The organism is Priestia sp. YIM B13491, from assembly GCF_042787605.1.
Lineage (GTDB): Bacteria > Bacillota > Bacilli > Bacillales > Bacillaceae_H > Priestia > Priestia megaterium_E.
Genome location: NZ_JBHZOR010000003.1, coordinates 318,800 through 343,978, shown reverse-complemented (window position 1 = coordinate 343,978; position 25,179 = coordinate 318,800). Strand labels below are relative to the sequence as shown.

General features: G+C 38.6%; 29 protein-coding genes and 1 pseudogene. 19 read left to right on the top strand and 11 right to left on the bottom strand.

From position 1 onward, the window contains the following. Positions 1 to 24: 24 nt before the first annotated feature. From ACFX4E_RS12680 to ACFX4E_RS12665, 4 genes are all read right to left on the bottom strand, one after another. Positions 25 to 645, bottom strand: a complete 621-nt coding sequence (locus ACFX4E_RS12680; RefSeq protein ID WP_013083903.1) for a class I SAM-dependent methyltransferase — start codon at positions 643 to 645, stop codon at positions 25 to 27. A 58-nt stretch (positions 646 to 703) separates the two neighbouring features. Beyond that, positions 704 to 3,265: a heavy metal translocating P-type ATPase gene (locus ACFX4E_RS12675; RefSeq protein ID WP_098334377.1), complete on the bottom strand. Its 2,562-nt coding sequence runs from the start codon at positions 3,263 to 3,265 to the stop codon at positions 704 to 706. A 31-nt stretch (positions 3,266 to 3,296) separates the two neighbouring features. Continuing rightward, positions 3,297 to 3,656 (bottom strand): ArsR/SmtB family transcription factor, encoded by a 360-nt coding sequence (locus ACFX4E_RS12670; RefSeq protein ID WP_013057833.1) that lies wholly within the window; start codon positions 3,654 to 3,656, stop codon positions 3,297 to 3,299. A gap of 299 nt (positions 3,657 to 3,955) precedes the next feature. Continuing rightward, positions 3,956 to 4,384 carry a PAS domain-containing protein gene (locus tag ACFX4E_RS12665; protein WP_228116989.1) on the bottom strand — a complete coding sequence of 143 codons (429 nt, stop codon included), beginning with the start codon at positions 4,382 to 4,384 and terminating at the stop codon, positions 3,956 to 3,958. A 187-nt stretch (positions 4,385 to 4,571) separates the two neighbouring features. On the opposite strand from ACFX4E_RS12665, the gene ACFX4E_RS12660 reads away from it, so the two are divergent. The 8 genes from ACFX4E_RS12660 (at position 4,572) to qoxD (ending at position 11,186) form a co-directional block, all read left to right on the top strand. Continuing rightward, the gene (locus ACFX4E_RS12660; protein ID WP_025751108.1) at positions 4,572 to 4,811 is read left to right on the top strand and encodes a hypothetical protein; all 240 of its coding nucleotides are present in this window, start codon (positions 4,572 to 4,574) and stop codon (positions 4,809 to 4,811) included. A gap of 80 nt (positions 4,812 to 4,891) precedes the next feature. After that, a complete protein-coding gene (locus ACFX4E_RS12655; protein ID WP_377259010.1) occupies positions 4,892 to 5,044 on the top strand; it encodes a hypothetical protein in 153 nt (50 codons plus the stop codon). Between the two features lie 479 nt (positions 5,045 to 5,523). Then, on the top strand, positions 5,524 to 5,871 hold the full coding sequence (locus tag ACFX4E_RS12650) for a rhodanese-like domain-containing protein (RefSeq protein ID WP_028409228.1): 348 nt from the start codon (positions 5,524 to 5,526) through the stop codon (positions 5,869 to 5,871). 307 nt (positions 5,872 to 6,178) lie between these two features. Continuing rightward, a complete protein-coding gene (locus ACFX4E_RS12645; protein ID WP_025751110.1) occupies positions 6,179 to 6,757 on the top strand; it encodes a hypothetical protein in 579 nt (192 codons plus the stop codon). 565 nt (positions 6,758 to 7,322) lie between these two features. After that, complete coding sequence (gene qoxA, locus ACFX4E_RS12640; RefSeq protein ID WP_013057827.1) at positions 7,323 to 8,276, top strand: cytochrome aa3 quinol oxidase subunit II; 954 nt, start codon at positions 7,323 to 7,325, stop codon at positions 8,274 to 8,276. Between the two features lie 46 nt (positions 8,277 to 8,322). Beyond that, a complete protein-coding gene (gene qoxB / locus ACFX4E_RS12635; RefSeq protein WP_013083896.1) occupies positions 8,323 to 10,266 on the top strand; it encodes a cytochrome aa3 quinol oxidase subunit I in 1,944 nt (647 codons plus the stop codon). After that, positions 10,266 to 10,874: a cytochrome aa3 quinol oxidase subunit III gene (qoxC, locus tag ACFX4E_RS12630; protein ID WP_013057825.1), complete on the top strand. Its 609-nt coding sequence runs from the start codon at positions 10,266 to 10,268 to the stop codon at positions 10,872 to 10,874. The genes qoxB and qoxC overlap by 1 nt, the downstream gene beginning before the upstream one ends. 3 nt (positions 10,875 to 10,877) lie before the next feature. Next, entirely contained in the window at positions 10,878 to 11,186 is a 309-nt protein-coding gene (qoxD, locus tag ACFX4E_RS12625) for a cytochrome aa3 quinol oxidase subunit IV (protein ID WP_013057824.1), read from the top strand. Positions 11,187 to 11,215: 29 nt separating this feature from the next. Here qoxD and ACFX4E_RS12620 read toward each other — a convergent pair whose 3' ends face one another. After that, positions 11,216 to 11,554, bottom strand: a complete 339-nt coding sequence (locus ACFX4E_RS12620; protein WP_377238192.1) for a hypothetical protein — start codon at positions 11,552 to 11,554, stop codon at positions 11,216 to 11,218. Position 11,555: 1 nt separating this feature from the next. Next, positions 11,556 to 12,335 carry an undecaprenyl-diphosphate phosphatase gene (locus ACFX4E_RS12615; RefSeq protein ID WP_025751115.1) on the bottom strand — a complete coding sequence of 260 codons (780 nt, stop codon included), beginning with the start codon at positions 12,333 to 12,335 and terminating at the stop codon, positions 11,556 to 11,558. A gap of 181 nt (positions 12,336 to 12,516) precedes the next feature. Here ACFX4E_RS12615 and ACFX4E_RS12610 point away from each other — a divergent pair, with 181 nt between their 5' ends. The 3 genes from ACFX4E_RS12610 to ACFX4E_RS12600 all read left to right on the top strand — a co-directional run bounded on the left by ACFX4E_RS12610 (position 12,517) and on the right by ACFX4E_RS12600 (position 14,535). Then, complete coding sequence (locus ACFX4E_RS12610) at positions 12,517 to 12,930, top strand: hypothetical protein (protein ID WP_033580565.1); 414 nt, start codon at positions 12,517 to 12,519, stop codon at positions 12,928 to 12,930. 101 nt (positions 12,931 to 13,031) lie between these two features. After that, positions 13,032 to 13,574 carry a GNAT family N-acetyltransferase gene (locus ACFX4E_RS12605; protein WP_028414422.1) on the top strand — a complete coding sequence of 181 codons (543 nt, stop codon included), beginning with the start codon at positions 13,032 to 13,034 and terminating at the stop codon, positions 13,572 to 13,574. Positions 13,575 to 13,707: 133 nt separating this feature from the next. Further along, a complete protein-coding gene (locus tag ACFX4E_RS12600) occupies positions 13,708 to 14,535 on the top strand; it encodes an LCP family protein (RefSeq protein WP_377238191.1) in 828 nt (275 codons plus the stop codon). Positions 14,536 to 14,569: 34 nt separating this feature from the next. On the opposite strand, the gene ACFX4E_RS12595 is transcribed toward ACFX4E_RS12600, so the two are convergent. After that, positions 14,570 to 14,833, bottom strand: coding sequence for a hypothetical protein (locus tag ACFX4E_RS12595; RefSeq protein WP_013057818.1), 264 nt, complete (start codon positions 14,831 to 14,833; stop codon positions 14,570 to 14,572). 413 nt (positions 14,834 to 15,246) lie between these two features. Here ACFX4E_RS12595 and hutI point away from each other — a divergent pair, with 413 nt between their 5' ends. Next, positions 15,247 to 16,524, top strand: coding sequence for an imidazolonepropionase (hutI, locus tag ACFX4E_RS12590; protein ID WP_377238190.1), 1,278 nt, complete (start codon positions 15,247 to 15,249; stop codon positions 16,522 to 16,524). Positions 16,525 to 16,599: 75 nt separating this feature from the next. Continuing rightward, entirely contained in the window at positions 16,600 to 16,974 is a 375-nt protein-coding gene (locus ACFX4E_RS12585) for a DUF7674 family protein (protein WP_028414419.1), read from the top strand. Positions 16,975 to 17,021: 47 nt separating this feature from the next. On the opposite strand, the gene ACFX4E_RS12580 is transcribed toward ACFX4E_RS12585, so the two are convergent. After that, positions 17,022 to 17,315: a DUF3817 domain-containing protein gene (locus ACFX4E_RS12580; RefSeq protein ID WP_013083888.1), complete on the bottom strand. Its 294-nt coding sequence runs from the start codon at positions 17,313 to 17,315 to the stop codon at positions 17,022 to 17,024. 260 nt (positions 17,316 to 17,575) lie between these two features. Here ACFX4E_RS12580 and ACFX4E_RS12575 point away from each other — a divergent pair, with 260 nt between their 5' ends. From ACFX4E_RS12575 to ACFX4E_RS12560, 4 genes are all read left to right on the top strand, one after another. Next, complete coding sequence (locus ACFX4E_RS12575; protein WP_221784242.1) at positions 17,576 to 18,151, top strand: TetR/AcrR family transcriptional regulator; 576 nt, start codon at positions 17,576 to 17,578, stop codon at positions 18,149 to 18,151. A 33-nt stretch (positions 18,152 to 18,184) separates the two neighbouring features. After that, a complete protein-coding gene (locus ACFX4E_RS12570) occupies positions 18,185 to 18,634 on the top strand; it encodes a DUF6188 family protein (RefSeq protein ID WP_377259007.1) in 450 nt (149 codons plus the stop codon). A gap of 121 nt (positions 18,635 to 18,755) precedes the next feature. Beyond that, a complete protein-coding gene (locus ACFX4E_RS12565) occupies positions 18,756 to 21,794 on the top strand; it encodes an efflux RND transporter permease subunit (RefSeq protein ID WP_098778938.1) in 3,039 nt (1,012 codons plus the stop codon). A gap of 245 nt (positions 21,795 to 22,039) precedes the next feature. Next, positions 22,040 to 22,762: a GDSL-type esterase/lipase family protein gene (locus ACFX4E_RS12560; RefSeq protein WP_098778936.1), complete on the top strand. Its 723-nt coding sequence runs from the start codon at positions 22,040 to 22,042 to the stop codon at positions 22,760 to 22,762. Positions 22,763 to 22,792: 30 nt separating this feature from the next. On the opposite strand, the pseudogene ACFX4E_RS12555 reads toward ACFX4E_RS12560, so the two are convergent. Together ACFX4E_RS12555 and ACFX4E_RS12550 are read right to left on the bottom strand one after the other, a co-directional pair. After that, a pseudogene (locus ACFX4E_RS12555) lies at positions 22,793 to 23,833 on the bottom strand (alkene reductase); the annotation flags it as partial. A gap of 172 nt (positions 23,834 to 24,005) precedes the next feature. Beyond that, positions 24,006 to 24,125, bottom strand: coding sequence for a DUF4023 domain-containing protein (locus ACFX4E_RS12550; protein WP_013057809.1), 120 nt, complete (start codon positions 24,123 to 24,125; stop codon positions 24,006 to 24,008). A gap of 209 nt (positions 24,126 to 24,334) precedes the next feature. Between ACFX4E_RS12550 and ACFX4E_RS12545 the strand changes: the two genes are divergently transcribed. Next, positions 24,335 to 24,652, top strand: a complete 318-nt coding sequence (locus ACFX4E_RS12545) for a hypothetical protein (RefSeq protein WP_013057808.1) — start codon at positions 24,335 to 24,337, stop codon at positions 24,650 to 24,652. 21 nt (positions 24,653 to 24,673) lie between these two features. Here the strand turns inward: ACFX4E_RS12545 and ACFX4E_RS12540 are convergent, their stop codons facing one another. Beyond that, positions 24,674 to 24,952 carry an RNA polymerase sigma factor gene (locus tag ACFX4E_RS12540; RefSeq protein ID WP_028409216.1) on the bottom strand — a complete coding sequence of 93 codons (279 nt, stop codon included), beginning with the start codon at positions 24,950 to 24,952 and terminating at the stop codon, positions 24,674 to 24,676. Between the two features lie 94 nt (positions 24,953 to 25,046). Between ACFX4E_RS12540 and ACFX4E_RS12535 the strand changes: the two genes are divergently transcribed. Next, positions 25,047 to 25,166, top strand: coding sequence for a DUF6584 family protein (locus tag ACFX4E_RS12535; RefSeq protein WP_306472667.1), 120 nt, complete (start codon positions 25,047 to 25,049; stop codon positions 25,164 to 25,166). Positions 25,167 to 25,179 lie beyond the last annotated feature (13 nt).

Genomic DNA, 25,179 nt, shown 5'->3' with positions numbered 1-25,179 from the left:
AACAGGCATCATTCGTCTTTGAAGTCATTCATCAACTTTCTGCAAAATAATTTTCCGATACATACCTTTCAACATGACGCTTGAATTCTCCTTCAAGATAAGCTGATCTCGGCTTGCTTCAAACACATGTTCAAAAGAGAGCCCAATATCCGTTCCTAGTAATTTTACGAAAGGGCGGAATATTTTTTTAGGAAAAGCCGCTGATTTCTTTTTAGTTTCAAATTTATCAAAAATCAGGATAGTTCCCTTAGGCTTTACTACTCTTGTCATTTCTTTTAAAGCTTGCTCCGCATCAGGTACTACGCTAAGAATTAAGCTTGCTACAACTACATCAAACGAAAAAGAGTCGAATGTTAGCTGCTGAGCGTCCATTTGGTGGAAGGTTATAGATGGATTTTTGTATTTATCTTTTGCTTTTTGAAGCATTTCACTGGAATAGTCGATGGCTGTTACATTTACTTCATGAGGAATAAAAGCTAAATCTGCACCCGTTCCAACACCTACAAATAAAATGCGCTGTTCAGATGAAAAGTGGACGTCTTGAAAGACTTTTTTTCTGGCTCGATAAAACATCCCGTTATTAAAAAACGCATCATAAAAAGGAGCCCAACACTTATAAATAAATTGATTCCAGCGGTTATTCACGTAAACCCTCCTAGAAAATAAGCTTTCCAACGCCTGCTGGAAAGCTTATGGATTACATTTAATTTTTCATTTTGAGTAAGCGAAGACTGTTTAAAATAACAAGTAGCGCTGCTCCTGTATCGCTTAAGACGGCAATCCATAGAGTAAGCCACCCTGGGAAGATAAAGGCTAAGGCGATGACTTTAACAATAATAGAAAACCAAATGTTTTGTTTGATGACAGCTAATGCTTTGCGGCTTAGCTTCATCGTATGAGGAAGCTTTTCTAAATTGTCTGCCATGAGAACAATATCAGCTGTTTCCATGGCCGTATCAGTACCAGCACCGCCCATTGCAATGCCGAGATCAGCAGTTGCGAGGGCAGGGGCGTCATTAATTCCATCTCCAACCATAGCCGTTTGATACCCTTCATGTTGAAGCTGCTGTATGGCTTTCACTTTGTCTTCAGGCAGCAAATCGGCGAAATAGCGGTCTATCCGAGACTGAGAAGCAATCATTTTAGCTGTTCCTTCGTTATCACCAGTCAACATCACAATTTGCTGCATACCGTTTTGTTTGAGGCTTTCTAAAGCAGATACGGTTGTATGTCTGATGGTATCAGCTACGCTAATAATACCTAGAACACTTTTAGCTGTTCCGACAATAATAATCGTTTTACCTTCGTTTTGAAGCTTTTCAATATGAGACCAGCAGTGGGATAGAGGTGTTTCTAAATCTGAGAATAATTTTGCATTACCTGCGTAATAAACCGTTTCTTGAATTGTTGCCTGCACGCCTTTTCCTGTAAGGATTTTAAAATTTGATCCTTGTAAAGAACCGACTTTTTTCTCCTCTGCATAATCCACGATAGCACGGGCAATGGGGTGATTCGAATAGTCTTCAAGCGTTTTTGTTATCGCTAAAAGCTGATTTTCTTCAGCAGCAAGGGAAACAACCTCTGAAACAGCTGGTTTGCCTTCTGTCAGCGTTCCTGTTTTATCAAAAGCAATTGCATTGATTGCACCAGCTTTTTCTAAAAACGTCCCGCCTTTAATGAGCACGCCATTTTTCGCCGCGTTTCCAATCGCAGATACAATGGCCACGGGAGTAGAAATGACTAGCGCACATGGACAAGCCACAACTAATAATTCAAGCCCCTTGTAAAACCAGTCACTCCATGCACCATCAAAAAGGGGAGGGATGACCATAATGAATAAAGCTAAAATAAAGACGATAGGCGTGTAAATGGTTGCAAATTTATCAACAAATGCTTGAGTAGGCGCTTTTTTCTCCTGTGCTTCTTCCACTAAATGAATAATTTTGGAAATCGTCGTATCTTCCACTAGCTTTGTTACCTTAATTTCTAACGATCCGCTTTCGTTAATGGTGCCTGCATAAACCGTATCACCGATTACTTTATCAACTGGAATAGATTCGCCTGTAATAGGAGCTTGGTTGATACTGGATTCGCCGTTTATAATTTCACCATCTAGCGGAATTCGGTCTCCTGGCTTTACGACAATCACAGTGCCGATTGAAATATCTTCCGCTGCTTTTTTAATCAGCTGGCCGTTTTCTTTCACCCATGCTTCAGAAGGAGCTAAGTCCATCAAACCTCGTATCGAGTTTCTTGTTTGTTCAATCGACCTTGTTTGCAGAGCAACACCTAAAGCAAACAGCCAAACGACCGTAGCACCTTCAAGCCATTCCCCAATAACAGCTGCTCCAAGTGCTGCAACGGTCATTAAAACATTCATGTCTAAAGAACGGCTTTTAATTCCGTAATAAGCACTTTTAGCCGGCTTATATCCGCTGACAATCATGGCAATAGCGTAGAGTACAGTTGTCATATAAGAAGCAATTCCTGTATGAGAACCGATAAAACCTAATGCGATGAAAATACCCGAAAAAACAATCGGTCCATTTTGGCCTTTATGGTGCCGCGATTCAGCAGACTGCCTGCTGCTGGTTACTAAAGTAGCAGTATACCCAGCTTTAGATACTTCTTTAATAATGTCCTCCGCTTCGTTATCGTGCTCAATTTGTGCTTTTCCCGTTGAAAAGTTAACGCGTACGTCTTTGACAGCAGGAACTGTTTTTAAATGATTCACAATCGTGTTCGCACAAGCCGCGCAGTCCATTCCTTCAATCAAATACGTTTTCATTTTTTTATTTGATTGGATAGCCTCAATGTTAAACCCTAGTTTTTCTACTGAGCTTGGAATGAGTGACAAAGCTGACTCACTTGCAGCCGCTACCTGGAGCTTCCCTGTATTATAGTTGAGGGTTACGTGTTGAATATCGTTTAATGTTTTTAAACTTTTTTCAATCGTCGCGGCGCAGGAAGGGCAATCCATTCCATATACGCGGTATTCAGCCCTTTCTTCTATGTCACTGTCGCCTGGTACTATATCGTGATCACTGCAGCAAGAATGCTGGCCTTTGTCGGTTGTTAACGCAACCGTATCTGAACAGCAGCTGTGACTGTGTTCATGACTCTTTGTGCCACAGGAAGAAGGCTCCTCAGTAGATGCGGCTTCTGAAGAAGAGGAGCAGCAGGTCTTGCTTTCAATTTCTGTTGAAGAAGATCCGCTGCAGCAGCTTCCGGTATGCTGATGATTTTTTTTATCTTCGTGTTTCATTGTGTCCCACTCCCTATACGGTAAAAAAAACTTAAATGGTTACGTCTTCTTTTTTAGCAAACATGATATCAATTACTTGTTTAATATGTGCATCTCTTAAAGAATAAAAAGCTAACTTTCCTTCTTTGCGATAATTGGCAATTCCTATATTACGCAGCAGTCTTAAGTGATGAGAAGCAGTCGCAACTGTAGAGCCTACAATATTGGCTACGTCACATACACATAATTCCTCGCCTTTATACAGAGCCAAGACAATTTTAAGCCTCGTTTCATCTCCTAACGCTTTGAACAGGGCAGAAACCCCTTGAACAGCTTCGGCATCGATGGCAGGCTTAATACGATTTACTTTTTCTTCATTAAAACAATAAATATCACAGCGGTCTTTTGGCATGATTTCCTCCTTCATTCAAACGTTCAAATGATTGTTTGTTTATAATATATGTCAATTTTTAAAAATGTTCAAACATTTATTGAGTATTCGGAATTTTTTTCTGAGCAAAACATAAATATAGGAAGAATAAATATGGAGAGTATGCCTATTAGTGTATGTACTCTGTACTAAATGGTGCGGGCGAAAAGAGAATGACTTTACATGCAGAACAAAACAAAAAGCCACCCCTATAGGTAGCCTTTCAATGACTTTAAAAATGATAGCAATAATGAAATATAGCTTAAACTTTGTTTACTTAATTAGCGTTTTAATCGGTTAAATAATAAATCTGCTGCATTATTTAACACCTTGTCCGATTCTTTTAATCGTTTGTCTGAGTTTTCTAAATAGGATTGAGCAGATAATACAACATCTAACGGATCCTTGACATTCTTCTTCTCGGTACATACTAAATGCCCTACACCATTTTTCCAATGAATCGTGCACTTAAAATTTACAAATGTATCCTCGCTCGTTCTCAAACGCAAATGCCTGATGATGGGGTTAGATGAGGAGTGCTGTGACAGCATCCACATTGCTTGTTTCCGGTCGTCTTTATGAATAATGCTCCACAGACTGGAGACTGAAGAAAAATAAGAATGTGCTTGACTAGAAAAATGAAGGATTTCACCTTCTTGATTTAATTGAAAGTAAGGAACGGGGATCCATTTAAGTATGTTACTTTCCATCATGCACCTCTCCCAACTTAAGTAATCTCTTTTACCATATCACAATTACCTAATATTTGTATGATTTTTATTATTTTCCCCATGCTTTTCCCCGGTTTAAGCTGTAAAAGCTAAAGAATTATTCAGTTTAAAACACTTGAAAAAAGAACATACGTTCTATAAACTAAAAATTAAAGGAGCGAATTCTATGCGACAGCTACTTCAAGAAAGCTACTCTTCAAAACGACCTGTTGAAATTATTTATATGGACGATAAAGGATGTTTGACACAGCGATTTATTATTGTGTATAAAATTTATCCTCAGAGCGTAAAAGCTTGGTGCTTACTAAGGAACGAGAAGCGAACGTTTAAAATAGAGAATATCCTTTCATGCGGATTCAGCAATAAAAGGAAAAGCAGTTTTAGGCAGAAAGCTCACTCAATTTAAGAGGGGCTTTTTCATATCATTTCCTCTTATGGCGTGTGAATTATTTTCATACACTATATCCACCAGAAAGGGGAATGAACATGACATTAAATCAAGGAAATAAAACTAAACACATCACTAAAGGAAGAACGGAAAAAGGTGATATGACAATGCAGGGTGAGAAAAAACAGCATGAAGCACAAAGTACCTCTTTGTCTCATAACAATTGTCGGGCAAACCTTGATGGAGATTAATCTAAAAAAGGAAAGCTTTCGTTTCCGAAGCTTTCCTTTTTGGTGTATATCGCATTTTTAAGTTAACTTGTATTTTTCTGAGCCAATCATAATATAGTTTCTCGCTTCACGTGTTCATACTAAGCTATCTCGCATCCTTCACTCTTAGAATCATTTTTCTGACGCTTGTGCAACATTGGTTCTAATGTATTACTCATAAGCGAACCTCAGTTTTAACGCGAAAGAAAAGGGGAAATGAAAATAAAAATTCTGCGTTTCTTCATTATAATAAGAAAAAACGATCTGTTTACTAGTATTTAAATCTTTCGAAAAATCAAAATAAATAATGATTGATTTCGTCACTTTATTGTGGTTTCATAATAAAGTGTAAAAAGACCATTTTTCTTTCAGAGAGAAATGAGATAGAGTGCTTCTGTGTTGATTCTTTCTTTTGAATATAGTATACATACAGGGGTATAGAAATTAATTGGGAGGAAAACATGGCGATACTATATATGAGCATAGGTATTTTACTTTTATTAATTTGTTACAGTTTTTATAAACGCTATGTGCCGGTGCAGGGAATAAAGAAAGTGACGACCGCCGACTGTGCTTCTACAACGATTTCGTATGTAGATGTTCGTCATTTTCATGAAATGAAACAAAACCCCTGTCAAAAAGCAATCCATATTCCGCTTCCTTATTTAGAGAGACAGCATGAGGAAATTCCATATAAAGAAGTGGTCGTAATTGTTCCTGACAGCATTTCCCGAAATTTAAGCATTCGGCAGCTCAAAAAACATGGGTATCAGGTCAAGGGATACATGTGTGCGGAAAGATGTGTGTAATAAAAAGAACAGCAAATGACCCTTTATAAGGTTTCCTTTTGGAAATCTGTGATGTATAAGCTGAAAGATACCTGTGTCAAAACGGGTATCTTTTTTTGTTATGAAGATGAGAAGGGGGCAGGGAACGGTTTCTTTTGGTTCAACAGTTACTGAGTCTTTTAGCGTATTTTCATGACAAAAGGTTTGAAAAATCCCTTTTGTGGTAAAAAAAAACGTAGTTCTCCTAGTGCATAGACAGAGGTTTAATAGGCAGTTATAATTTAGGCAATTACATAAAAGGGGAGTAAGCTAAGGAAGGTGAATAGATGTGCGAAAGATAAAGCGGTTGCTATTTCTGTTCATTTGTATAGCGGTTGTAATTGTTGCGTATGAGATGATTCGATATCCGATTGAAAACAATGCTGCAAGTGTGCAGCAGCATTTGCGAAATTGGGAGCATAAAGAAAGTATTGATGGTTCTGCAAAGATTACGCTGCAAGATTTTAAACGGGTTGATCACTCTAATACATACATAGCCTTATTCTCCATACCTGGTGATAAAGAAGGAATGGCCGTATTGAAGCAAGGATGGAACAAACGCCTGCGTATTGAAGTCAGTACCAAAATGAGCAATTTAGTGGATTATGATGATATCCATACAAATAAAGGGACATATGCTCTGTTTACAGGAACAAATAGAAGTAAACAAATTGAGCGAGTAAAGGCGGCTTTGGTGCACGATACATATACAATTGATGCCGCGGTCCCAAAAAGTGATTATTTTGTGCTGTATGAAAAGATACCGAGTCATATTAAACATCCGTTTCCAGCAACGACAACGCTGCTGGATAAAGCAGGGGATGATATCACGGTTAAAGAATTTATGGATCAAGAGCTGCGTGAATAACACGCAGCTTTTTTCTATAATAAAAGCTTTTTAAAAAAATTCACGTTTTGTTCATATTTTCGAAAGAAAGAATTTTAAGCAAAAAAATCAAATATTTGCTACAAAGTAAAGGGGAATTAACGGGCAAAATAAGTTTCATACAGGGCGTCACATTTTCTTTGAAAATTTGTCACAAAATATTCAATTATGTCGATGTGTATTGATATATCAATGTTGAAGCAAACATACAAAGCTAATTTTGCAGTTATTCCTAAAGAAATAGTTAAGAAATGGGAGCTGAATCCTTTTATTTACATTTATTCATACCAAATTATGTGATAGAATATCGCAAGGTTGAAGCACTCTAACCCCATTGGTACAGTCACTATATTAGAATATTTTTAATATAAAAAAATAAAGCAAAAGGGACGAAAAAAATGTCATTTTGTATTACAATAGTAGTGGCCTACAAATAAGGGGGAAGAGAGTCTGTATAAAAATGTCGTTATCTAGCGAAAGATAGCGCATTTTGAATGTTCATCAATATAGGCTTCGCATCATGTGTTGTTAGAAAGGAGAGTTTTAAGTGAAACCAAAAAAAGGATTTTGGAAGCTAGTAGGTTTACTATCTGCGCTTTCACTAGTATTTTTGAGCGGTTGTTCAAAGCTTGCTGTATTGAACCCGCAAGGTCCTGTTGCAAAAACGCAATCTGATTTAATCATTTGGTCTATGTGGATGATGTTGATCGTGGTTGTTGTCGTATTTGCTATTTTTATATTTGTTCTTGTCAAATATCGTGAAAAACCTGAAAACATGGACTATGAGCCACCTGAGCAAGAAGGTAACTTAAAGATGGAGGTTATTTGGACAGCATTCCCAATCATCATCTTAATTCTATTAGCAGTGCCAACTGTTAAAGCGATCTATTCTGCAGAAGAAGTACCGGCAGAATCAAAGGATAAAGATCCAATCGTGATTCACGTTACATCTGCAAACTGGAAATGGATTTTCAGTTATCCGGAACAAAATATCGAGACGGTTAACTACGTAAACATTCCAGCGGATACGCCAGTGAAATTTGAGTTAACAGCTCAAGGGCCTATGAACTCATTCTGGGTACCAGAACTTGGCGGACAAAAATATTCGATGAACAACATGTCAATGCCATTATACTTAGAAGCTGATAAGCCTGGTTCTTATATGGGACGTAGTGCTAACTTCTCTGGTGAACATTTCACTCAAATGCAGTTCGAAGTTCAAGCTCAAACGGACAAAGACTTCAAAGAGTGGGTTAGTGACGTAAAAGGCACAGCTGGTAAATTGACTGAAAAGAAATATGATCAAATCCTAAGCCCAGGCGTTGTTGGTCGTCAAACTTACAACGGTACACATTTAAAATGGATTGACCATGCAAAAGATGTATACATTCCTGGCAAAGAGCTAGAACGTGGTACAGGACATGATCACAGCAAGATGAAAGAAGACGAAAAAACGAGTAATGAAGAAATGGAAAACATGGATCACTCAAATCATGAATAACATTCATTTATTACACTAAATAACGTAATGATTGGGGGAAGACATAATGAAGCTAGATGAATTTTTCGTCACTGGCGAACCTATGATTTACGCTGCTGATGCAGCAATCGCTATGACGGTCATCGGTATCGTTTTTGTCTTAACATATTTCAAGAAATGGAAATGGTTATGGACAGAATGGTTAACAACAGTTGACCATAAAAGACTCGGTGTCATGTACATCCTTTCAGCTGTATTAATGCTTTTCCGCGGCGGAATCGATGGAATCATGATGCGTATGCAGCTAGCATTCCCGGGTATGAACATTTTAGATGAACATCACTACAACGGAGTCTTCACGGCTCACGGTGTTATCATGATCTTATTCATGGCAATGCCATTTATTATCGGACTAATGAACGTAATCGTTCCATTACAAATTGGTGCGCGTGACGTAGCATATCCGTTCTTAAACGCAATTAGTTTCTGGACATTCTTTATGGGAGCAATGCTATTTAACCTTTCTTTCGTAATCGGAGGAGCTCCTGATGCAGGTTGGACAAGTTACTTCCCGCTTGCAGGTAAAGAATTCAGTGAAGGTATCGGAAATAACTTCTATGCCGTTTCACTACAGATTGCTGGTGCTGGTACATTAATGACTGGTATCAACTTCTTTGTAACAATCTTAAAAATGCGTGCCCCTGGCATGACAATGATGAAAATGCCAATGTTTACTTGGTCAATCTTCATCACATCAATTATTATTATTTTCGCGTTCCCTGTATTAACAGTAGCGCTTGCACTTATGACACTTGACCGTGTATTCGGAACAGCCTTCTTTACAATGGCTAACGGCGGTCTTCCAATGATGTGGGCTAACTTATTCTGGATTTGGGGTCACCCTGAAGTATATATCGTTATTTTACCGGTATTCGGTGTCTTCTCAGAAGTTATCAGTACACATTCTCGTAAGAACTTATTCGGTTATAAAGCAATGGTTGTATCAATGGTCGGTATCGCATTCTTAAGTTACCTTGTATGGGTGCATCACTTCTTTACAATGGGTAACTCACCGTCAGTTAACTCGTTCTTCTCAATCACAACGATGTTAATCGCCGTACCAACCGGAGTTAAAATCTTTAACTGGCTCTTTACAATGTATAAAGGCCGTATCAAATTTACGACTGCCATGCTTTGGTCATTAGCGTTTATTCCAAACTTCGTAATCGGTGGGGTAACAGGGGTTATGCTTGCGATGGCATCAGCCGATTATCAATATCATAACAGTTACTTCCTAATCGCTCACTTCCACTATGTATTAATCTCTGGTACAGTGTTTGGCTGTTTCGCAGGTTTATACTTCTGGTATCCAAAGATTTTCGGTCACACGTTGAACGAAAAATTAGGAAAAATTTCATTCTGGATTTTTGTTGTTGGATTTAACGTATGTTTCTTCCCACAATTCTTCCTAGGTTTAGACGGTATGACTCGTCGTATGCAAACTTATGCAGACAACCTTGGCTGGAACGGATTAAACTTAGTTTCAACAATCGGTGCATTCTTAATGGGTCTTGGCTTCTTCGTATTAGTAGTTAACTTATTATACAGTGCATGGAAAAACAAACGCGACACTGCAAACGATCCTTGGGATGGTCGTACACTTGAGTGGTGGACTAAATCACCAGTTCAAGCTTACAACTTTGCAGTAATTCCTCATGTGAAAGAGATGGATGCATTCTGGCACATGAAAAAACGTAATGAAACAGAAATTAAAGCAGAAGACTTAAAACCAATTCACTTACCAAGCAACTCTGGTGTGCCGTTTATCTCAGGTATTTTCTGGTTTATCGGTGGATTTGGCTTAGTATTTGAATGGATTCCAATGGCAATCGTTGGATTAGCAGGTATTTTTGCTTGTATGCTTGCTCGTTCATTTGATTATGATCCGGGCTTCTATGTAAAAGTAGATGAAATCAAGAAGGTTGAAGGAATTACAGGGGGTGACAAATAATGGCAGGACATTTAGATAAATCATTGCCGTTAGAATACCAAGAAGAACAAAGTCGCCTGAATATCCTTGGATTCTGGATTTTCTTAGGTGCCGAGATCGCGTTGTTCTCTACGCTGTTCGTAACGTACTTAACGTACCATACGCGCACAGCGGGTGGCCCTACTGCAGAAGAACTGTTCGTTGTTAAAGATTTTATGATCGAAACGCTGTTACTACTATTCAGTAGTTTCACGATGGGAATTGCCATCTTTAAAATGCGTAATAATGATTTAAAAGGACTTTTAGTTTGGTTTGTTATTACGCTTGTTCTTGGTGGAGGATTCCTTTTCTACGAAATTCGTGAGTTTTACATGTACGCAGTTCACGAAGGTGCAACAATGCAAACAAGTGCCTTCTTATCAGGGTTCTTTACACTACTTGGAACGCACGGTCTTCACGTAACAGTCGGTGTATTCTGGGCAATCAGTATTATTATTCAATTAGTAAGACGAGGATTAACACCAGTTACTGCTCGTAAAGTATTTATTATCGGTTTATACTGGCATTTCCTTGATGTTGTATGGATCTTCATCTTCACGCTTGTATACTTGAACGGATTGGTGGGATAAGACATGGAAAATAAACAAGGCCAAAAAGCAGGTTTTCCGCTTAGTCATGTATTTGGGCTTATCCTTTCACTAGCCTTAACATTCGCAGCGCTTGGTTTAGTAGTGCTAGCTGATCTATCAAGAAGCATTACGATGACTCTTATCATGATCCTAGCGTTATTACAAGCAGCAATGCAGCTAGTAATGTTCATGCACATGACTGAAAGTGAAAATGGTAAAGTACAGGTTGCAAATATTCTTTACAGTTTCTTTATTGCACTTTGTATCGTTGTTGGTACACTGTGGATTCTTGCAGCTCACTTTAACCATTAAAAATAAAACCACTTACTTCGGTAAGTGGTTTATTTTTTTTCATTCAGTTTATATTTCAACGTTTGATATTCTCCCGTAGCCACTTTTTTTACTACTTTTCCTTTATCATCTCTATAAACATTTACTTGTTCGTATACTTCAATTCGGTATCCGCCTCTTTTTTCTGTTTTAACATGAACTTCTTTGACCGACATATTTAATTGTTCCGCCTCGTCTTCATCAGCAGAGGTTTCAACAGCTCCTCCATCAAGTGAAAGGTGAGATAAGCTGTTAAACGACTGCTGGGAATTGTTATCAACGTAGCTTGTCACGACTAAAATGCCGGCAAAAAACAATACTAAAAAAAGCGTCCGGACTTTTATCTTCATTTTAAAACACCCCCGTAAACTGACAAACAAGCACGACTGCACCTAATATCCAAACGTAAATCGCAAACGTTTTTAACGAATGATGCTTTAAATAATTGATCATCCATTTTACGGCTACATAACCAAATAAAGCAGATGAAAGGGTAGCGACGAATAAAAAGAAAACGGAGAGCTGCTCGACTTCACCTGTGACTACATCTTTTAACTGAAGTAACACTGCTCCGCAAATGGCCGGAGTCGACAATAAAAAGGAAAAATAAGCGGCTGTTTCACGGTCTAATTTTCGCATTAACGCAGCTACCATCGTTAAGCCTGACCTGGATACAGCAGGGAATATCGCAGCTGCTTGAAACGAGCCGATAAAAAAAGCATCTCCGTATGAAATATGATCCATTTTTTTATAGCCATTTTTTACGGAATCACCAAACCATAACAGCAGTCCCGTCGCAAGAAATTCCCAGCCGATCGTTAGGCCAGATTTAGAAATGCTGTCAAAATAGTCTTTAAACAAAAGACCAATCGCAACTGCAGGGATCGTTCCTATCACTAAAAGCCCTGTAAGCTTGCTAAAGGGATGCCGAATAATATGCCATAGCTCACGCTTATAAAAGACAAACACAGCAAGCAGAGTGCCCATGTGCAGCATCGTATCTAAATACAATCCCGCATCGTCTAAGCCAAATAAGTGGCGCCCTAAATACAAATGCCCCGTGCTGCTTATCGGTAAAAACTCTGTAAGCCCCTGAATGATTCCCAAAATAAATGCTTCAAACCACGACATCTTATCACCTCATACAGCGTGTCCTTATTAGTAGTGTATAGAGGAAGTTCTGAGAACATGACAAAAACATGGAAGTATAGGCATTCATTTAGTGAAATAAATACGTAAAAATAGGTCATAGTATAAGAAGAGACGACCATTCTTATCTCCATCTCATCCACTATGGAAAGAGGTGCTTAAAATGATACGAAAATGGGTTGCTGTATGCGTCGTATTCGCTGCTTTTATTTTTCCGCAAGCAGTAAGTGCTGAACAGCCAAAAGTAGAGGTGTTTCAAATTGAAACGGGCAGAGTCGTTCGTTCAACGCCCAAACCTCCAAATGTTCAAAAAGAAGCCGAAAAAAGTATTGCGTCCATTACTGGTTTATATAAAAAGGCAAGTCCGCTTCCTAAAAAAGGCTATCTTGTTAAAGTACCTCTTGATCCAGCCGTGAAAATTGAAAATAGTGCGGTCAACACGCTGGCAAGTGAAGTTATTTTTGTTCTTGAACCGAACCAAAAACCAATCATGATGGTATTTGACAATGAAAATAGAACCTATTTTTTTGAATTTACTCATGATTTAACTCTTCTCAGAAAAGCATTACAGCTATAAGTCATCGAAATGATGGCTTTTTTTTACATAGACAGTTGACAGTTTATTATGATAAATGTAATATATTTAGAAAAGTCAGAAATAATAAGGGGGAGAATTATGTGATAGCTCTACGACCGTTCTCCAAAAAAGACTTTAAACAGCTAATGGATTGGATTCCCTCCGAGTCATTTATGGTGCAATGGAGCGGCTCTAGCTTTTCTTTTCCGCTTACTCCTAGACAGTTAAAACACTACATTCGATATGCAAATGAAGATGGTGCCTCTACCTATGCTTTTTCTGTCATAGATGACAATGAACAGCTTATTGGGCATATTTCTCTGGCTCATATTGATTATTATCATAAAACAGGAAGAATTGGCCGAGTGCTGCTTGGTGAAAAGTATAGAGGAAAAGGGTTTTGCGCGCACATGTTTGAAAAAGTGTTAGCTTTCGGTTTTGAAGAACTGGGCCTTCACCGAATTTCGCTCGGCGTCTTTGATTTTAACGAGCGGGCGATTCAGTCTTATGAACGAATTGGCTTTACACGCGAAGGCCTTCTTCGAGATGTCCGGCTTGTAGATGGACAGTACTGGAGCTTAATTGAAATGAGTATGCTAGAAAGTGAATGGGCACAGCGTGATGTGCATCAAAAATCAAGCTAACATCTACTAGTGAAAAGCCAGCTTCTCAACAAGCGGGCTTTTTTGACGTGTGCTTAAATTTCCTCAAGAAGGTATAAATTTTCATTCATTAAGGCATATAGAGAGTAAGTGATGTGTAAAGGAGGCCGTATGAATGAAAAAATACAAAGTAGGCATCTTAGCGGCATGTATGTTGCTTTTAGGAACCGCTGGGTTTGGAATTGTCTATCAGCATCAAACATCTGCTAAAGAGCAGCCTCATTCGTTTAATGTACTCGTTATGGGCGTAGATGAAAGGCCAGGCGATACGGGCCGCTCAGATGTATTAATGGTGGTCAATTTAGATAAAAGCCATAATAAAGCAAAAGTTATGCCGATCCCTAGAGATACGCGCGTGCACATTGATGGAAAAGGAACGGATGAGAAAATTAACCATGCTTATCGATACGGAGGCATTCCTTTAACCGTGCGCACGGTTGAGAATTTTTTAAATATTGACGTTGACTACTATGTGAAAGTAAATATGGAGGGGTTCAAAGATGTAGTCGATGAACTTGGCGGCGTGAACGTGAATAACCCGTTTCCTTTTGTGTTTGATTCATTTATCTTTCCTCAAGGAGAAAATGCGTTGAACGGTGAAAAAGCTCTTGCCTATGTACGGATGAGACATGAAGACCCAAAAGGTGATTTAGGAAGAAACAATCGCCAGCGTCAAGTGGTGGAAGCTCTATTAGATAAAGGAATGAACATGTCAACGGTGAAAAATATCCCAAGTCTTCTCACGCTCGCAAAAAAGCATATCCAAACGAATATTGATGTCAGCGATGCATTTACGATGTATAACGTCATTAAGAATGGACGGCCTGATTTCGAAACGGTAACGGTAAAAGGAGAAGGACAAATGGTAGATGGTACATGGTATTATGTTGTAAAACCATCTGAAAAAAAGCAGCTGAGCGCTATGTTTCAACAAACCCATTAATAAAAAAGAGGGCTGAATTTTTTCAGCCCTCTTTTTATTCACCAATTTCTTCTTGACGCTGCAAGCAGGAAATTTGTTTTTTCTCTGGATGGACACCAAATGTATAGCCCCACGTTTGCAATTTATCTAGAATGATTTCGTCTTTTTTAAAGCCAAAGATCATCACTACATCTTGGTTTTCATCTAAAAGCAAATACTTTTCATCTTTGCGCCACATCGTTAAGTTTGACGCATAGAAAAGATTCCAGCCGTTATTCATGCGATGGCCGGTTGCTTGGTTTTTATAGTTGACAATCATATTTCTTCCTCCATTAGTGAATCTTTCTAAAAGTAAAACTTCAAAGAATATTATAAACGTTCTCTTCCTAGAAATCTATTATTTATCCTGTTAAGGGGAACTCGCCGTGATGTTTATAAAATACATGTGATAAAAGATTTAGTATATAAGAATATATCTGTATAAAACGAGAGTCGATAAGTAAGAAAACGGAGAAAAAAAGGGTCTAAAAGCGTATATAATTGAAAAAAATATAAGTTATCTAGCTTTAAAGACTTAAAAACACGCTTTTCAGACCATGGACATGCTTTTTCGAATTTCTACCTACAAGAAAGAAGGCAGAGGTGCGAAATGTGTAGGTGAATCTAAATGAGTTTACGGTAAACATGGAGCCCCAAAACGTGGTACACGCTAGAAAAGGGGGAAATTCAACGATGTCCAAAAAAGCGCTATGGATTAAAAATGCTTCGCAAGTTGTAACGGCCAAAGAAAATAAAGGTCCTTTAGCTGGAAAAGAAATGAGAAACTTGACGGTGATTGAAAATGGCTCAGTCTGGATAGAAGGAGATCAAATTGTGACTGTAGGTACAACAAAAGAGCTAGAACAAAAATATGAAAGGGAAAGAAATGATGCAACGATTATTGATGCTTCTCACAAAATTGTAACTCCAGGTCTGATTGATCCCCATACACACACTGTGTACGCTGGCTCTCGTGAAGAAGAATTTTATAGGCGGTTTGAAAGACCAACTTCTTACTTGGATTTATTAGAAGAAGGTGGAGGTATTCACTCCACTGTCGTTCAAACACAGGAAGAGTATGCGTATCGAATTTATCAGCAGAGCTATGAGCGTCTTACGTCTTTTCTAGCTCACGGAGTCACAACTGTAGAAGTGAAAAGCGGATATGGCTTAGAACTAGAAACAGAACTAAAGCAGCTGCAAATCGCTAAAATGCTGAATGATACGCACGCAGTTGATGTCATAAGCACCTTCTTAGGAGCACACGTCGTACCTTTAGCATATAAAAGAGATACGCAGAAATACGTCAATTTACTTATTCACGAAATGATTCCTCAAATTTCTTCTTATAAGCTCGCAGCGTTTAATGATGCTGTATGTCTTCCAAATGCTTTTTCATTCAAACAATGCCAAGAAATACTCGAAGCCGGGAAAAGCCATGGCATGCTTCCTAAAATACATGCCGACCCCTTTGAATACTGCAGAGGAGCAGAGCTCGCAGCAGAGGTAGGAGCGATATCAGCAGATTATCTTTTGTATGCTTCTGATGAAGGGTTAAAGAAACTGGCTGAAAAACGGATCGTAGCCACACTTTTACCGGGGAATTCCTTATTTGTTGGAATGAAATGGCCAGATGCTAGAAAAATGATCGATTTAGGCGTTCCGGTTACTCTTTCTACAGACTGCAATCCAGGTTCATCTCCAACGACTTCACAGCAATTTGTGATGAATCTGGCATGTATGAATATGAACATGAGTCCTGAAGAAGTGCTTGTAGCCACAACTATTAACGCAGCTCATGCTATTAATCAAGGAGATAAGATTGGGAGTATTGAAGCCGGAAAACAAGCTGACTTAGCGATTTTTAATGTCTCTAGTTATCGAACCCTTCAATATCAGTATGGCTTGAATCATATTGATAGCGTAGTGAAAAAAGGAGAAGTAGTTGTAGAAAACGGTAAAGTTTTGTAAAACAAGTTTATAGAAAAAGAGAAAAGGGTAAAGAATAGAGAATTTGTCACACATGCAAAGGCAGGGAATTTAGATATGATTACAAAACAAAATGTTATTCCATTACTAAAAGAAGCTTGCCCATCTTTTGAGCCAAGCGAAGAAATCAACTTCAACGATAAAGAAGAGCTGCAGCATGAATTAAGCCGAGTAGCGGGTCATTTGATCTCTCTTGAATATAACGGCCAGCTCGAACGTGAACCGGATGTGTTTGAAGCGATTGAACAGCTGTATATAGAAGGTGAATCTGATGTGAAAGAAGCTGTTACAACAGGACTCTTTCAAGCAATGCATGAAATGATTATAGATCAGCAAATTAGTCCAGAAGAAATTGGAATGCTATTAAAACCTCACTCACTGAAGTGGTGGAAAACGATTGATCACTTTAGCGAAAACAGTGCGGAACAGTAAGGAAAAAGAACGTCATGGAAACATGATGTCCGTGACGTTCTTTTCTTTTACTGTTCTTTTTTCAGCTGGCGCTCTAAAATAAAAGGGCCAAACGGAATAACCGACATAAGAAATGCAAATAAAGAGCGGCCGATTGACCATTTATGCGCGAATTTTACATGAACGACTGCAAGAGCGTACAGCACAAAAAGTGCACCGTGTGCTGCGCCTACAACTGATACAGCTTCGGGTATGCCTGCTGCATATTTTAGCGGCATAGCAATGCCAAGAAGCAGTAAAAATGAAATTCCTTCTAAAATGCCTACTAAACGCAGGCGACCGATTGGTGATGTAAGAACCATGTTTTCTCCTCCCGTAACGACGGAATAAATTTCTGTATCAATGACAAAAATGTACCATAGCGAGCTCTTCATATACAAGCATCATTTGTATCTGTCACAAAAAAGTCGAAAACGCTTTAATTTGCTCTATAGAAGTATTTGGTTTGAAAAACTGACATACTCTTGTGATGCAATGGATAAAAGAGCACACTATGTGTTGACAAGTTATTTTAATTATTTTATATGTATAGTATCGAAAACGTATGAGAGGATTTTTTATCATGACAAACCGAAAACAGCAGCGAGAGAAAATTTTAGATGCTGCTTTTGAAGTGTTCGGATCCAAAGGTTACTATGAAGCAAAAATGATTGATATTGCTAAACTAGCGGGTGTATCTAAAGGAACGCTTTACTTGTACTTTTCGTCTAAAGAGTCGCTTTATATCGCTGTGAACAATCGTTCGTTTGATGAGTTTTTGTATCACGCAAAGCGAAGAACGGATGAATGCCAAACGTTTTATGAAAAGCTGTATTCAGTTGCGAAGCATCACCTGCTCTTTTTTTACGAAACTAAAAAATATCCGGACTCTTTTTGGCAAGCCCCTCACCAAATGCCAGAAATGATGGGTCGTCTTCATCAATTTTTTGAGGATTATCACGGGCTTGTTGCTAAATTGATTGAAGAGCAAAAAATAAAAAATGCTTTTTTACACTCACAAGCGTTTTGCAGCATGTTAAATGGGTATAGGATGGATATCGTTTCCGATGATGATATAACAGAAGAAGATATCATGAACTATGCGGAGTTCATTGTGAACTTATACATTGAAGGCTGCTATTTTGAGACCCAAAAATGACTCATCGGTACTGGTTGATAATGGAGGGATATGATGAATAACAGCAGCACAGTAATTAACTTTTCATATTTTCAAGAGCAAATCGTAACCAAGGTGAACACTGACAATACACTGCCGTTTTCTCTTGGATTTAGTAAAGGTGGACTTGTGGCAGAATGTCCATGGAGACTAAAAAACAAACGCAGCATCTTGCTTGGTCAAGCGGACTGGAAATCGCTGCATTCTGCCGAGCAGCGCCAGCAAGTCGAAGCGCTGCTGCTTGGCCAGCGCATTCTCTCTATACAGTGGTATGAAGATATCGGTATCCTTCGAATTGCGTTTTCTAATGGGTATGCGCTAGATATGTTTCACGACAGCTCGTTTTTTGAAGGTTGGGATTTATATGGTCAAGACGGCTTTTCCTTTATCTCGCTGCCAGGGGGAGCGTGTGACCATCAAATTTCAGTTTGTATAGACAGTTCATCAGCACATGAGAGGAGGTGAGTTTTTTTTGTGAAAAACTGACCCGTGGGTACTCTAAAATTGTTGAAAAATTAAAACGGGTCTGCAGCTATTAAAGGATGAAGGCTTCTCAAATAACTTAGTTACGTAACGGAGGAAAAAGATGAATTTTTTGACGAGATTTAGTTTAAAAAATGCGGTAGCTGTGTTTATCGTTTCATTTTTACTTATTTTAGCGGGGCTATATTCATTTTCAAAACTAAAAATTGATTTACTGCCGAATATCGAATTTCCGCAGCTGTCCATTGAAGCAACGTATCCTGGGGCTTCTCCTGATGACGTAAATGAAAGCGTCACGTCGAAAATCGAAGACCAAGTGAAAGGAATTGAAGGCGTTAAAAGCGTACAAAGCGTATCGTATGAAAACGTTGGTATTATTAATTTAGAATTCCCGTTTAATACGGATTTAGATAAAGTTGAACAGCAAATTAACTCGTCGATAAAAGAATTAGATTTACCAGAGTCATCAAATGTAGACGTAAATCGTTTTTCGTTTGGTTCATTCCCGATTTTCAACATTTCACTGTTTGCGAAAGATGATGCAAATCTTGAAAAAGTATTAAACGATGAAGTGATTCCTGAATTGAATAAAATTCAAGGTATTAACTCCGTCTCAGTTGGCGGCGTGAAAGAGGACCTTTTACAAATTACGGTCGATAAAGAAAAAGCAGCTCAAGCTGGCTTGACGCTTGATGAGATGAAAGAACAAATTAATCAAAAAGCTGTTTCATTCCCAGCAGGAACATTAAACGGAAAAGAGCTTCAAATTCCAGTGCGAGTAGAAGAAAAAGTTGCGACGATCGATGCATTAAAGAAAATCCAGCTGAAATCTACGATGAATCCTGAAGCAAAGCCTGTGAAGCTTGGCGATATTGCCAAAGTCGAAGCCGTAACAGAACAAGGTGAATATACGCGCTATGACGGCAAAGATGCGCTGTCGATGGCCATCACAAAAAAACAAGATGCCAATACGGTTGAAGTAGCAAGCGAAACGATGAAAATTTTGAAAAAATATGACGATCAGTTAGACTACGCAATCGGCTTTGACTCAGCTGACGGCATTGAAAAGTCTGTTGAAACATTAGTGCGTGAAGGATTGCTCGGAGCATTATTTGCGTCACTCGCCGTGCTGATTTTCTTGCGTAACTTCCGCGCTACGATCATTGCGATTATATCGATTCCATTATCGCTGTTAGTATCAGCTATTTTCTTAAACCAGCTTGATATTTCACTTAACATTATGACACTAGGCGGAATGGCTGTAGCCGTTGGGCGCGTAGTGGATGACAGTATTGTTGTTATTGAGAACATTTTCAGACGCGTACGCCGTTCAGAAGAAGGCATGAGCAATGAGCTTGTCGAATCGTCCACAAAAGAGATTTTAAAAGCCATTACCTCGTCTACGATTACAACGGTTGTCGTATTCTTGCCAATCGGTTTTGTAGGAGGAATTACAGGAGAGTTCTTCTTGCCGTTTGCCTTAACAGTTGTTTTTTCACTGTTAGCCTCTCTTCTTGTAGCGATTACAATCGTGCCGATTTTAGCAAAGTTTGCATTTAAAAAAGTACCGCCTGAAGAAAAAGAAGGAAAGCTGCAGCGCGGGTATGCAAAAGCGATTGCATGGTCGCTTAATCATAAAATTAAAATTTTAATTTTATCCTTTATTTTACTGTTTGGTTCATTTGCGCTTGTGCCTTCATTAGGCTTTACGTTTATTCCAAATGAAGAACAAAAGATGCTTCAAGCCAATGTTCAATTACCGGCATCTACATCACTTGAAAAAACAAACGACGTATCTTTAAAAATTGAAAAGATGTTTGCGGATCAAAATGAAATTTCAGATGTGACCACGGAAGTTGGATCACGCGACTTTTCAACAGGTGTAAAACGTCCGAACCAAGTTGGCTATTTCTTGAACGTAAAAGAAGGCGTGAATGTTGATACGTTTATTGATAAAGTTCAAAAGAAAATGGAAAGCATCACGAAAGAAGAATCACCGAAAGCAACGGTTAATGTGCAAGAAGCATCAACAGGAGGGCCTCCTACAAATAATAACGTAACGGTTGATTTATATTCTTCTAATTTAGATGACTTGCAAAAGGCAGCTAAGCAAGTGGAAAACCACTTAAACAAAGACAAACGTCTTAAATATGTAACAAATAACTTCTCAGATAAGCAAAAGCAGCTTGTAGTCGAAGTAGATCCTGATAAAGCCGCAGAGTACGGGGTATCTGGATTTCAGCTGCTTGGTACGATCTCTGATCAAACCAAACCGGTATCCGTCGGAGACTTAAAATTAGATAATACAAAACGAGCGGTCCAGCTTTCGTACGATAAAGACCTTGCCTCAGTAAAAGAAATTAAAGATCTTCAAGTATTTACAGAACGAGGACCTGTGTTAGTAAAAGATATTGCTGACGTTCGTACAATTGATACGTTCACTTCTATTCAAAAGCTTGACGGCAAAGTATTTGCGCGAGTGGAAGCAGACATTAAAGGCGATGATGTTCAAGCCGTGACCAAAGATGTTGTAGATGGAGTGAAAAAGTTAGACTTGCCAAAAGATGTGAGCTTGGACGGTGGAGGGGGAAGCGACGAGACAGTGGAAGTCTTTCAATCTCTAGGTCTAGCTATTTTAACAGCAATCGGCCTTGTGTATTTAACGATGCTCGTTACGTTTGGAAAAGCGCGTATTCCATTTATCATTTTATCGTCACTCATTTTTGTGCCAATCGGTTCGTTAGTTGGTCTAGTCCTTGCAAAAGAACCGCTGTCCGTCAGTGTCATGATAGGATTCTTAATGCTGATTGGAATTGTTACAACCAACGCGATTGTACTTGTAGATCGAATTACCCAAAATCGTGAACAAAAAGGCATGACGATCCGCCAATCACTTATTGAAGCTGGGAAAACGCGCTTGCGTCCAATTTTAATGACAGCATTTGCTACCATTGCTGCATTGATTCCGCTGGCGCTTACTACGTCAAGCGGAACGTTGATTTCAAAAGGCTTAGCTATCACGGTGATCGGAGGGCTTGCGTCATCTACCCTTCTTACCTTAATTATTATTCCAGTGGTATACGAACTCTTCTTCGCAAAGCAAGTGAAAAGAGAAAAACAGCTGGAAAAAGAAACGACATAAGAACTATTTTCTAATAGAGGAAAATATGACCATAGGCTATATGTTATAATAAAAGTACGTTTTAACCCCTTATATTATAGAAAAAGAAGCGGCGCTTTCAAGCGCCGCTTCTTTTTTATGTAAAATCATTATTTACAAAAAATGATTAAATGTCTTGTATGGAGGGAAAGAGTGTTAACAGGAAGCTTTACTATATCATCGTAGAGTTATCTAAAAAACATACAAAGTACAGGAGTGTCGTTTTCGTGAGTTCAACAAAGAAAGTTGTATTTATCAGTTCCATTATTTTAAATGTCCTTTTCATAGGTGTTTTTGCTTTTTATGCGACAAGCAGCAGCGCGATGAAAAATCCGCTGTCATCTAAGGATTCGTCTAAGCAAAGCTATAGAGATAATCCTTATTACATTGAACGGACCACTTTGTTCAAGCAATTAAGTATTCCTAAAGAGTCAATCGTATTTCTCGGTGATAGCATTACCCAGCGCTCTGAATGGAGCGAACTTTTTCATAATAAGCAGATTGTCAATCGAGGCGTAGCCGATGATACAACAGAAGGGGTATTGCACCGTCTAAAAAGTATTACAGATGCTAAGCCAAAAAAGATTTTCTTAATGATTGGCATTAACGATTTAAATGAGCAAAAATCTGTAAAAAAAACCAAAGCCAATTATGCTGAAATTCTTGAGCGTATTCATAAAGAATCACCGAATACAAAAGTCTATATTCAAAGTGTACTGCCCGTGAACAATAAAAAATGCGGCGACGCAGTGGACAATAAAGATGTTATCGCATTAAATAACTATTTAGAGCGTCTGGCTAAGAAACACAATGATTCTTACATTGACCTGTATTCGAAAGTATCTACACATAATCAGTTAAAAAGTAATTTCACGGTTGATGGTCTTCATTTAAAGGGCAAAGGCTATGCTATTTGGAAACAAGAAGTTCAGGCATACGTAAACCAATAAAAAAAGCGCTCCGAAAGGAGCGCTTTTTTTTTAGATAAGCTCTGGTAAATGTTTTTTAGCATCGTATTCGACAAGAGCATCTCCGTTTTTGATGCGCTGTAAATAATCAGGATTTGAAATAAGTGGGCGGCCAATAGCAGCTACGTCGATCCAGCCGGCTTGCAGCGCTTTTTCAGCTGATTCAGGCGTTAAGTCACCTACACCGATAATCGGTCCATCCCAGTACTTACGCGTAATTTCATAAAGATTTTGACCGTTTTGAACATCTTCATAAAAATCCAGCATAGACGGATGAATGATCTCAATTCCTGTTTCTTTAAATGCTTCTGTATACGTTTGAATAGCTTTTTCAGTATCATCCCAGCGATAGTCGGGTTTATCAAGCTTATGAGGAGAGAAGCGAATCACAACGTGCTCTTTTCCAATGGCGTCGATAACAGCAGAAATCACTTCTTTCATAAACGTTAATCGCTGTGCAAGGTCGCCTCCGTATTCATCAGTCCGTTTATTAGACCAGTCTGAATTAAACTGATCGATTAAATAGCCGTGAGCCCCGTGAATTTCAACGCCGTCAAATCCTGCCTCAATGGCGTTTTTAGCGGCTTGAGCATACTGTCCTACAACTTCTTTAATATCTTCTTTTGACATTTCTTGAGGCTCTTCATAGGGCTTGCGGAAACGAGGCACTTGGCCTTGTGCTGCAATAGCGGAAGGGGCCTGAGGCTTATGTCCATTGATTAATCCGGAATGACTCAAGCGGCCAACGTGCCAAATTTGAGCAATAATCGTGCCGCCTTCTTCATGAACAGCTTCTGTTACAGGCTTCCATGAATCAATTTGTTCTTGGGTATAGATACCCGGAACGCCAGGATTTCCTTTTGCGCGTTCGCTGATAACAATTCCTTCACTAATAATTAAGCCAATACCATCCTTTGCGCGGCGGCGGTAATAGTCTACAACGTCTTGACCGACTACGCCTGTCTCTGGATCAGCAAAGCATCTTGTCATCGGTGCCATTGCTGTACGAGTGTGTAAATCAAATGCTTCAATGTTTGTTGGTTGGAATAGTTTTTCAAATGTACTCATTTTATATTCAGCTCCTTAAGAGGAAAGTATAGCTGCGAACGTTTTGCAGCGGGTTCAGTTTATTGTAACAGGGGATTTGTTTTATCTTCAAACATTTCGACTTCCGAAAAAAGTTCAAAAAAAAAGCCGGCTGTCTTTACAGCCAACTTTTACAACATTAATGCTGTTTGTTAGGAAGTTTTTTCTCAGGATGTCCAGTAGCTTGACCCTGCTTATTTTTACGCTGCTTTTCTTGATTATCATTCAGCTTTTGAACAAATTCATTTGTGTTTTCCATATTATCTAAACCTCCTTTATGAGCCTTTCTCTGTTACTATAACCCATTGCACTCAAAAACATGACGCCAATCCGCTAAAAGCAGCTTCATATATACACTGGTATATAGAAATTAACAGGAAAATCGTGTATACTGTTGTAAAAATAACGTTAATGTTTCGTGAGTTTATAATTTCTTATTCCTTCATGAACAAGAAAAGGTGTTACGCAATGAGTGATTTTTTTAGCGGGAAAGAAATGTCGTTTATTTTAATTTTGACATTCAGCGTGTACATATTTGTCTGGAATGTGCCCCTTCAGGCGACAAATGCCATGATGATCTACTTTATCCTGCTGTTTTTGTATACAGTCAGTAAGCTGCTTTTTTCTCCTCAGTTCCGACAATTTCCGCTTGTTAAGGTGCTATTGGCCATTTTATTCGTTCTTATGCTGGCTGAAATAATCGTTGCTTACAGCACTCATAGCATAAAGATTACAGATTTAAATCATATTTTCGATTATTTCAGTCATATGGATTTGTATTCATAGTATGTATGGCAAAAAAATGATTTATGACGAAATCCTCTCTGAGTTCTGGCTGTGCTTTTTTATATTTTTTACACACTGCTTGCACAAGGAAAGAGAAAGAGTACGTTCTTTGACCAAAAGATCAGGGGAATGCCAAATTTCTTTGAATAGCTCTGTTAAGATGCTTTCGCAAGCATGTGGATCTTTTACTGCTGAATAGACAAGACGATACAAAAGCGATTCATATCGATTGTAAAGCTGATGAAGTGCTTCTTTCTTTCGGATTTTTATCTCTTGAATGAGTAAAAGATCATTGTTCATAACCGAGCCCCTTCGAAAATCAATTATAGTTCATTGTACCCTTGTCAAGATGAGCATAAACACCTAAAAAGGAGAGGCTTATGAGCTATGTAGTATCAAAAAAACAAGGCAAAATATTCAACGAGATATCAAAAAAGAGAACTTGGGGAAAGTGAGAGATCGCCTGCACGCTTTGCTCGTTACGTATCCAAATGGGCTGATAAACTTATTGTAGCTGGATGTGCATT

Excerpts from the sequence above, each read along its gene's own strand:
- ACFX4E_RS12670 (WP_013057833.1), bottom strand. The coding sequence starts at position 3,656 with ATGCCAAAAGACCGCTGTGATATTTATTGTTTTAATGAAGAAAAAGTA.
- hutI (WP_377238190.1), top strand. The coding sequence starts at position 15,247 with ATGTCCAAAAAAGCGCTATGGATTAAAAATGCTTCGCAAGTTGTAACG.
- ACFX4E_RS12620 (WP_377238192.1), bottom strand. The coding sequence starts at position 11,554 with ATGAAGATAAAAGTCCGGACGCTTTTTTTAGTATTGTTTTTTGCCGGC.
- ACFX4E_RS12540 (WP_028409216.1), bottom strand. The coding sequence starts at position 24,952 with ATGAACAATGATCTTTTACTCATTCAAGAGATAAAAATCCGAAAGAAA.
- ACFX4E_RS12675 (WP_098334377.1), bottom strand. The coding sequence starts at position 3,265 with ATGAAACACGAAGATAAAAAAAATCATCAGCATACCGGAAGCTGCTGC.
- ACFX4E_RS12610 (WP_033580565.1), top strand. The coding sequence starts at position 12,517 with ATGATACGAAAATGGGTTGCTGTATGCGTCGTATTCGCTGCTTTTATT.
- ACFX4E_RS12650 (WP_028409228.1), top strand. The coding sequence starts at position 5,524 with ATGGCGATACTATATATGAGCATAGGTATTTTACTTTTATTAATTTGT.
- ACFX4E_RS12565 (WP_098778938.1), top strand. The coding sequence starts at position 18,756 with ATGAATTTTTTGACGAGATTTAGTTTAAAAAATGCGGTAGCTGTGTTT.
- ACFX4E_RS12665 (WP_228116989.1), bottom strand. The coding sequence starts at position 4,384 with ATGGAAAGTAACATACTTAAATGGATCCCCGTTCCTTACTTTCAATTA.
- ACFX4E_RS12655 (WP_377259010.1), top strand. The coding sequence starts at position 4,892 with ATGACATTAAATCAAGGAAATAAAACTAAACACATCACTAAAGGAAGA.
- ACFX4E_RS12575 (WP_221784242.1), top strand. The coding sequence starts at position 17,576 with ATGACAAACCGAAAACAGCAGCGAGAGAAAATTTTAGATGCTGCTTTT.
- ACFX4E_RS12570 (WP_377259007.1), top strand. The coding sequence starts at position 18,185 with ATGAATAACAGCAGCACAGTAATTAACTTTTCATATTTTCAAGAGCAA.
- ACFX4E_RS12660 (WP_025751108.1), top strand. The coding sequence starts at position 4,572 with ATGCGACAGCTACTTCAAGAAAGCTACTCTTCAAAACGACCTGTTGAA.
- ACFX4E_RS12600 (WP_377238191.1), top strand. The coding sequence starts at position 13,708 with ATGAAAAAATACAAAGTAGGCATCTTAGCGGCATGTATGTTGCTTTTA.
- qoxB (WP_013083896.1), top strand. The coding sequence starts at position 8,323 with ATGAAGCTAGATGAATTTTTCGTCACTGGCGAACCTATGATTTACGCT.
- ACFX4E_RS12550 (WP_013057809.1), bottom strand. The coding sequence starts at position 24,125 with ATGGAAAACACAAATGAATTTGTTCAAAAGCTGAATGATAATCAAGAA.
- ACFX4E_RS12580 (WP_013083888.1), bottom strand. The coding sequence starts at position 17,315 with ATGGTTCTTACATCACCAATCGGTCGCCTGCGTTTAGTAGGCATTTTA.
- qoxC (WP_013057825.1), top strand. The coding sequence starts at position 10,266 with ATGGCAGGACATTTAGATAAATCATTGCCGTTAGAATACCAAGAAGAA.
- ACFX4E_RS12615 (WP_025751115.1), bottom strand. The coding sequence starts at position 12,335 with ATGTCGTGGTTTGAAGCATTTATTTTGGGAATCATTCAGGGGCTTACA.
- ACFX4E_RS12585 (WP_028414419.1), top strand. The coding sequence starts at position 16,600 with ATGATTACAAAACAAAATGTTATTCCATTACTAAAAGAAGCTTGCCCA.
- ACFX4E_RS12545 (WP_013057808.1), top strand. The coding sequence starts at position 24,335 with ATGAGTGATTTTTTTAGCGGGAAAGAAATGTCGTTTATTTTAATTTTG.
- qoxD (WP_013057824.1), top strand. The coding sequence starts at position 10,878 with ATGGAAAATAAACAAGGCCAAAAAGCAGGTTTTCCGCTTAGTCATGTA.
- ACFX4E_RS12595 (WP_013057818.1), bottom strand. The coding sequence starts at position 14,833 with ATGATTGTCAACTATAAAAACCAAGCAACCGGCCATCGCATGAATAAC.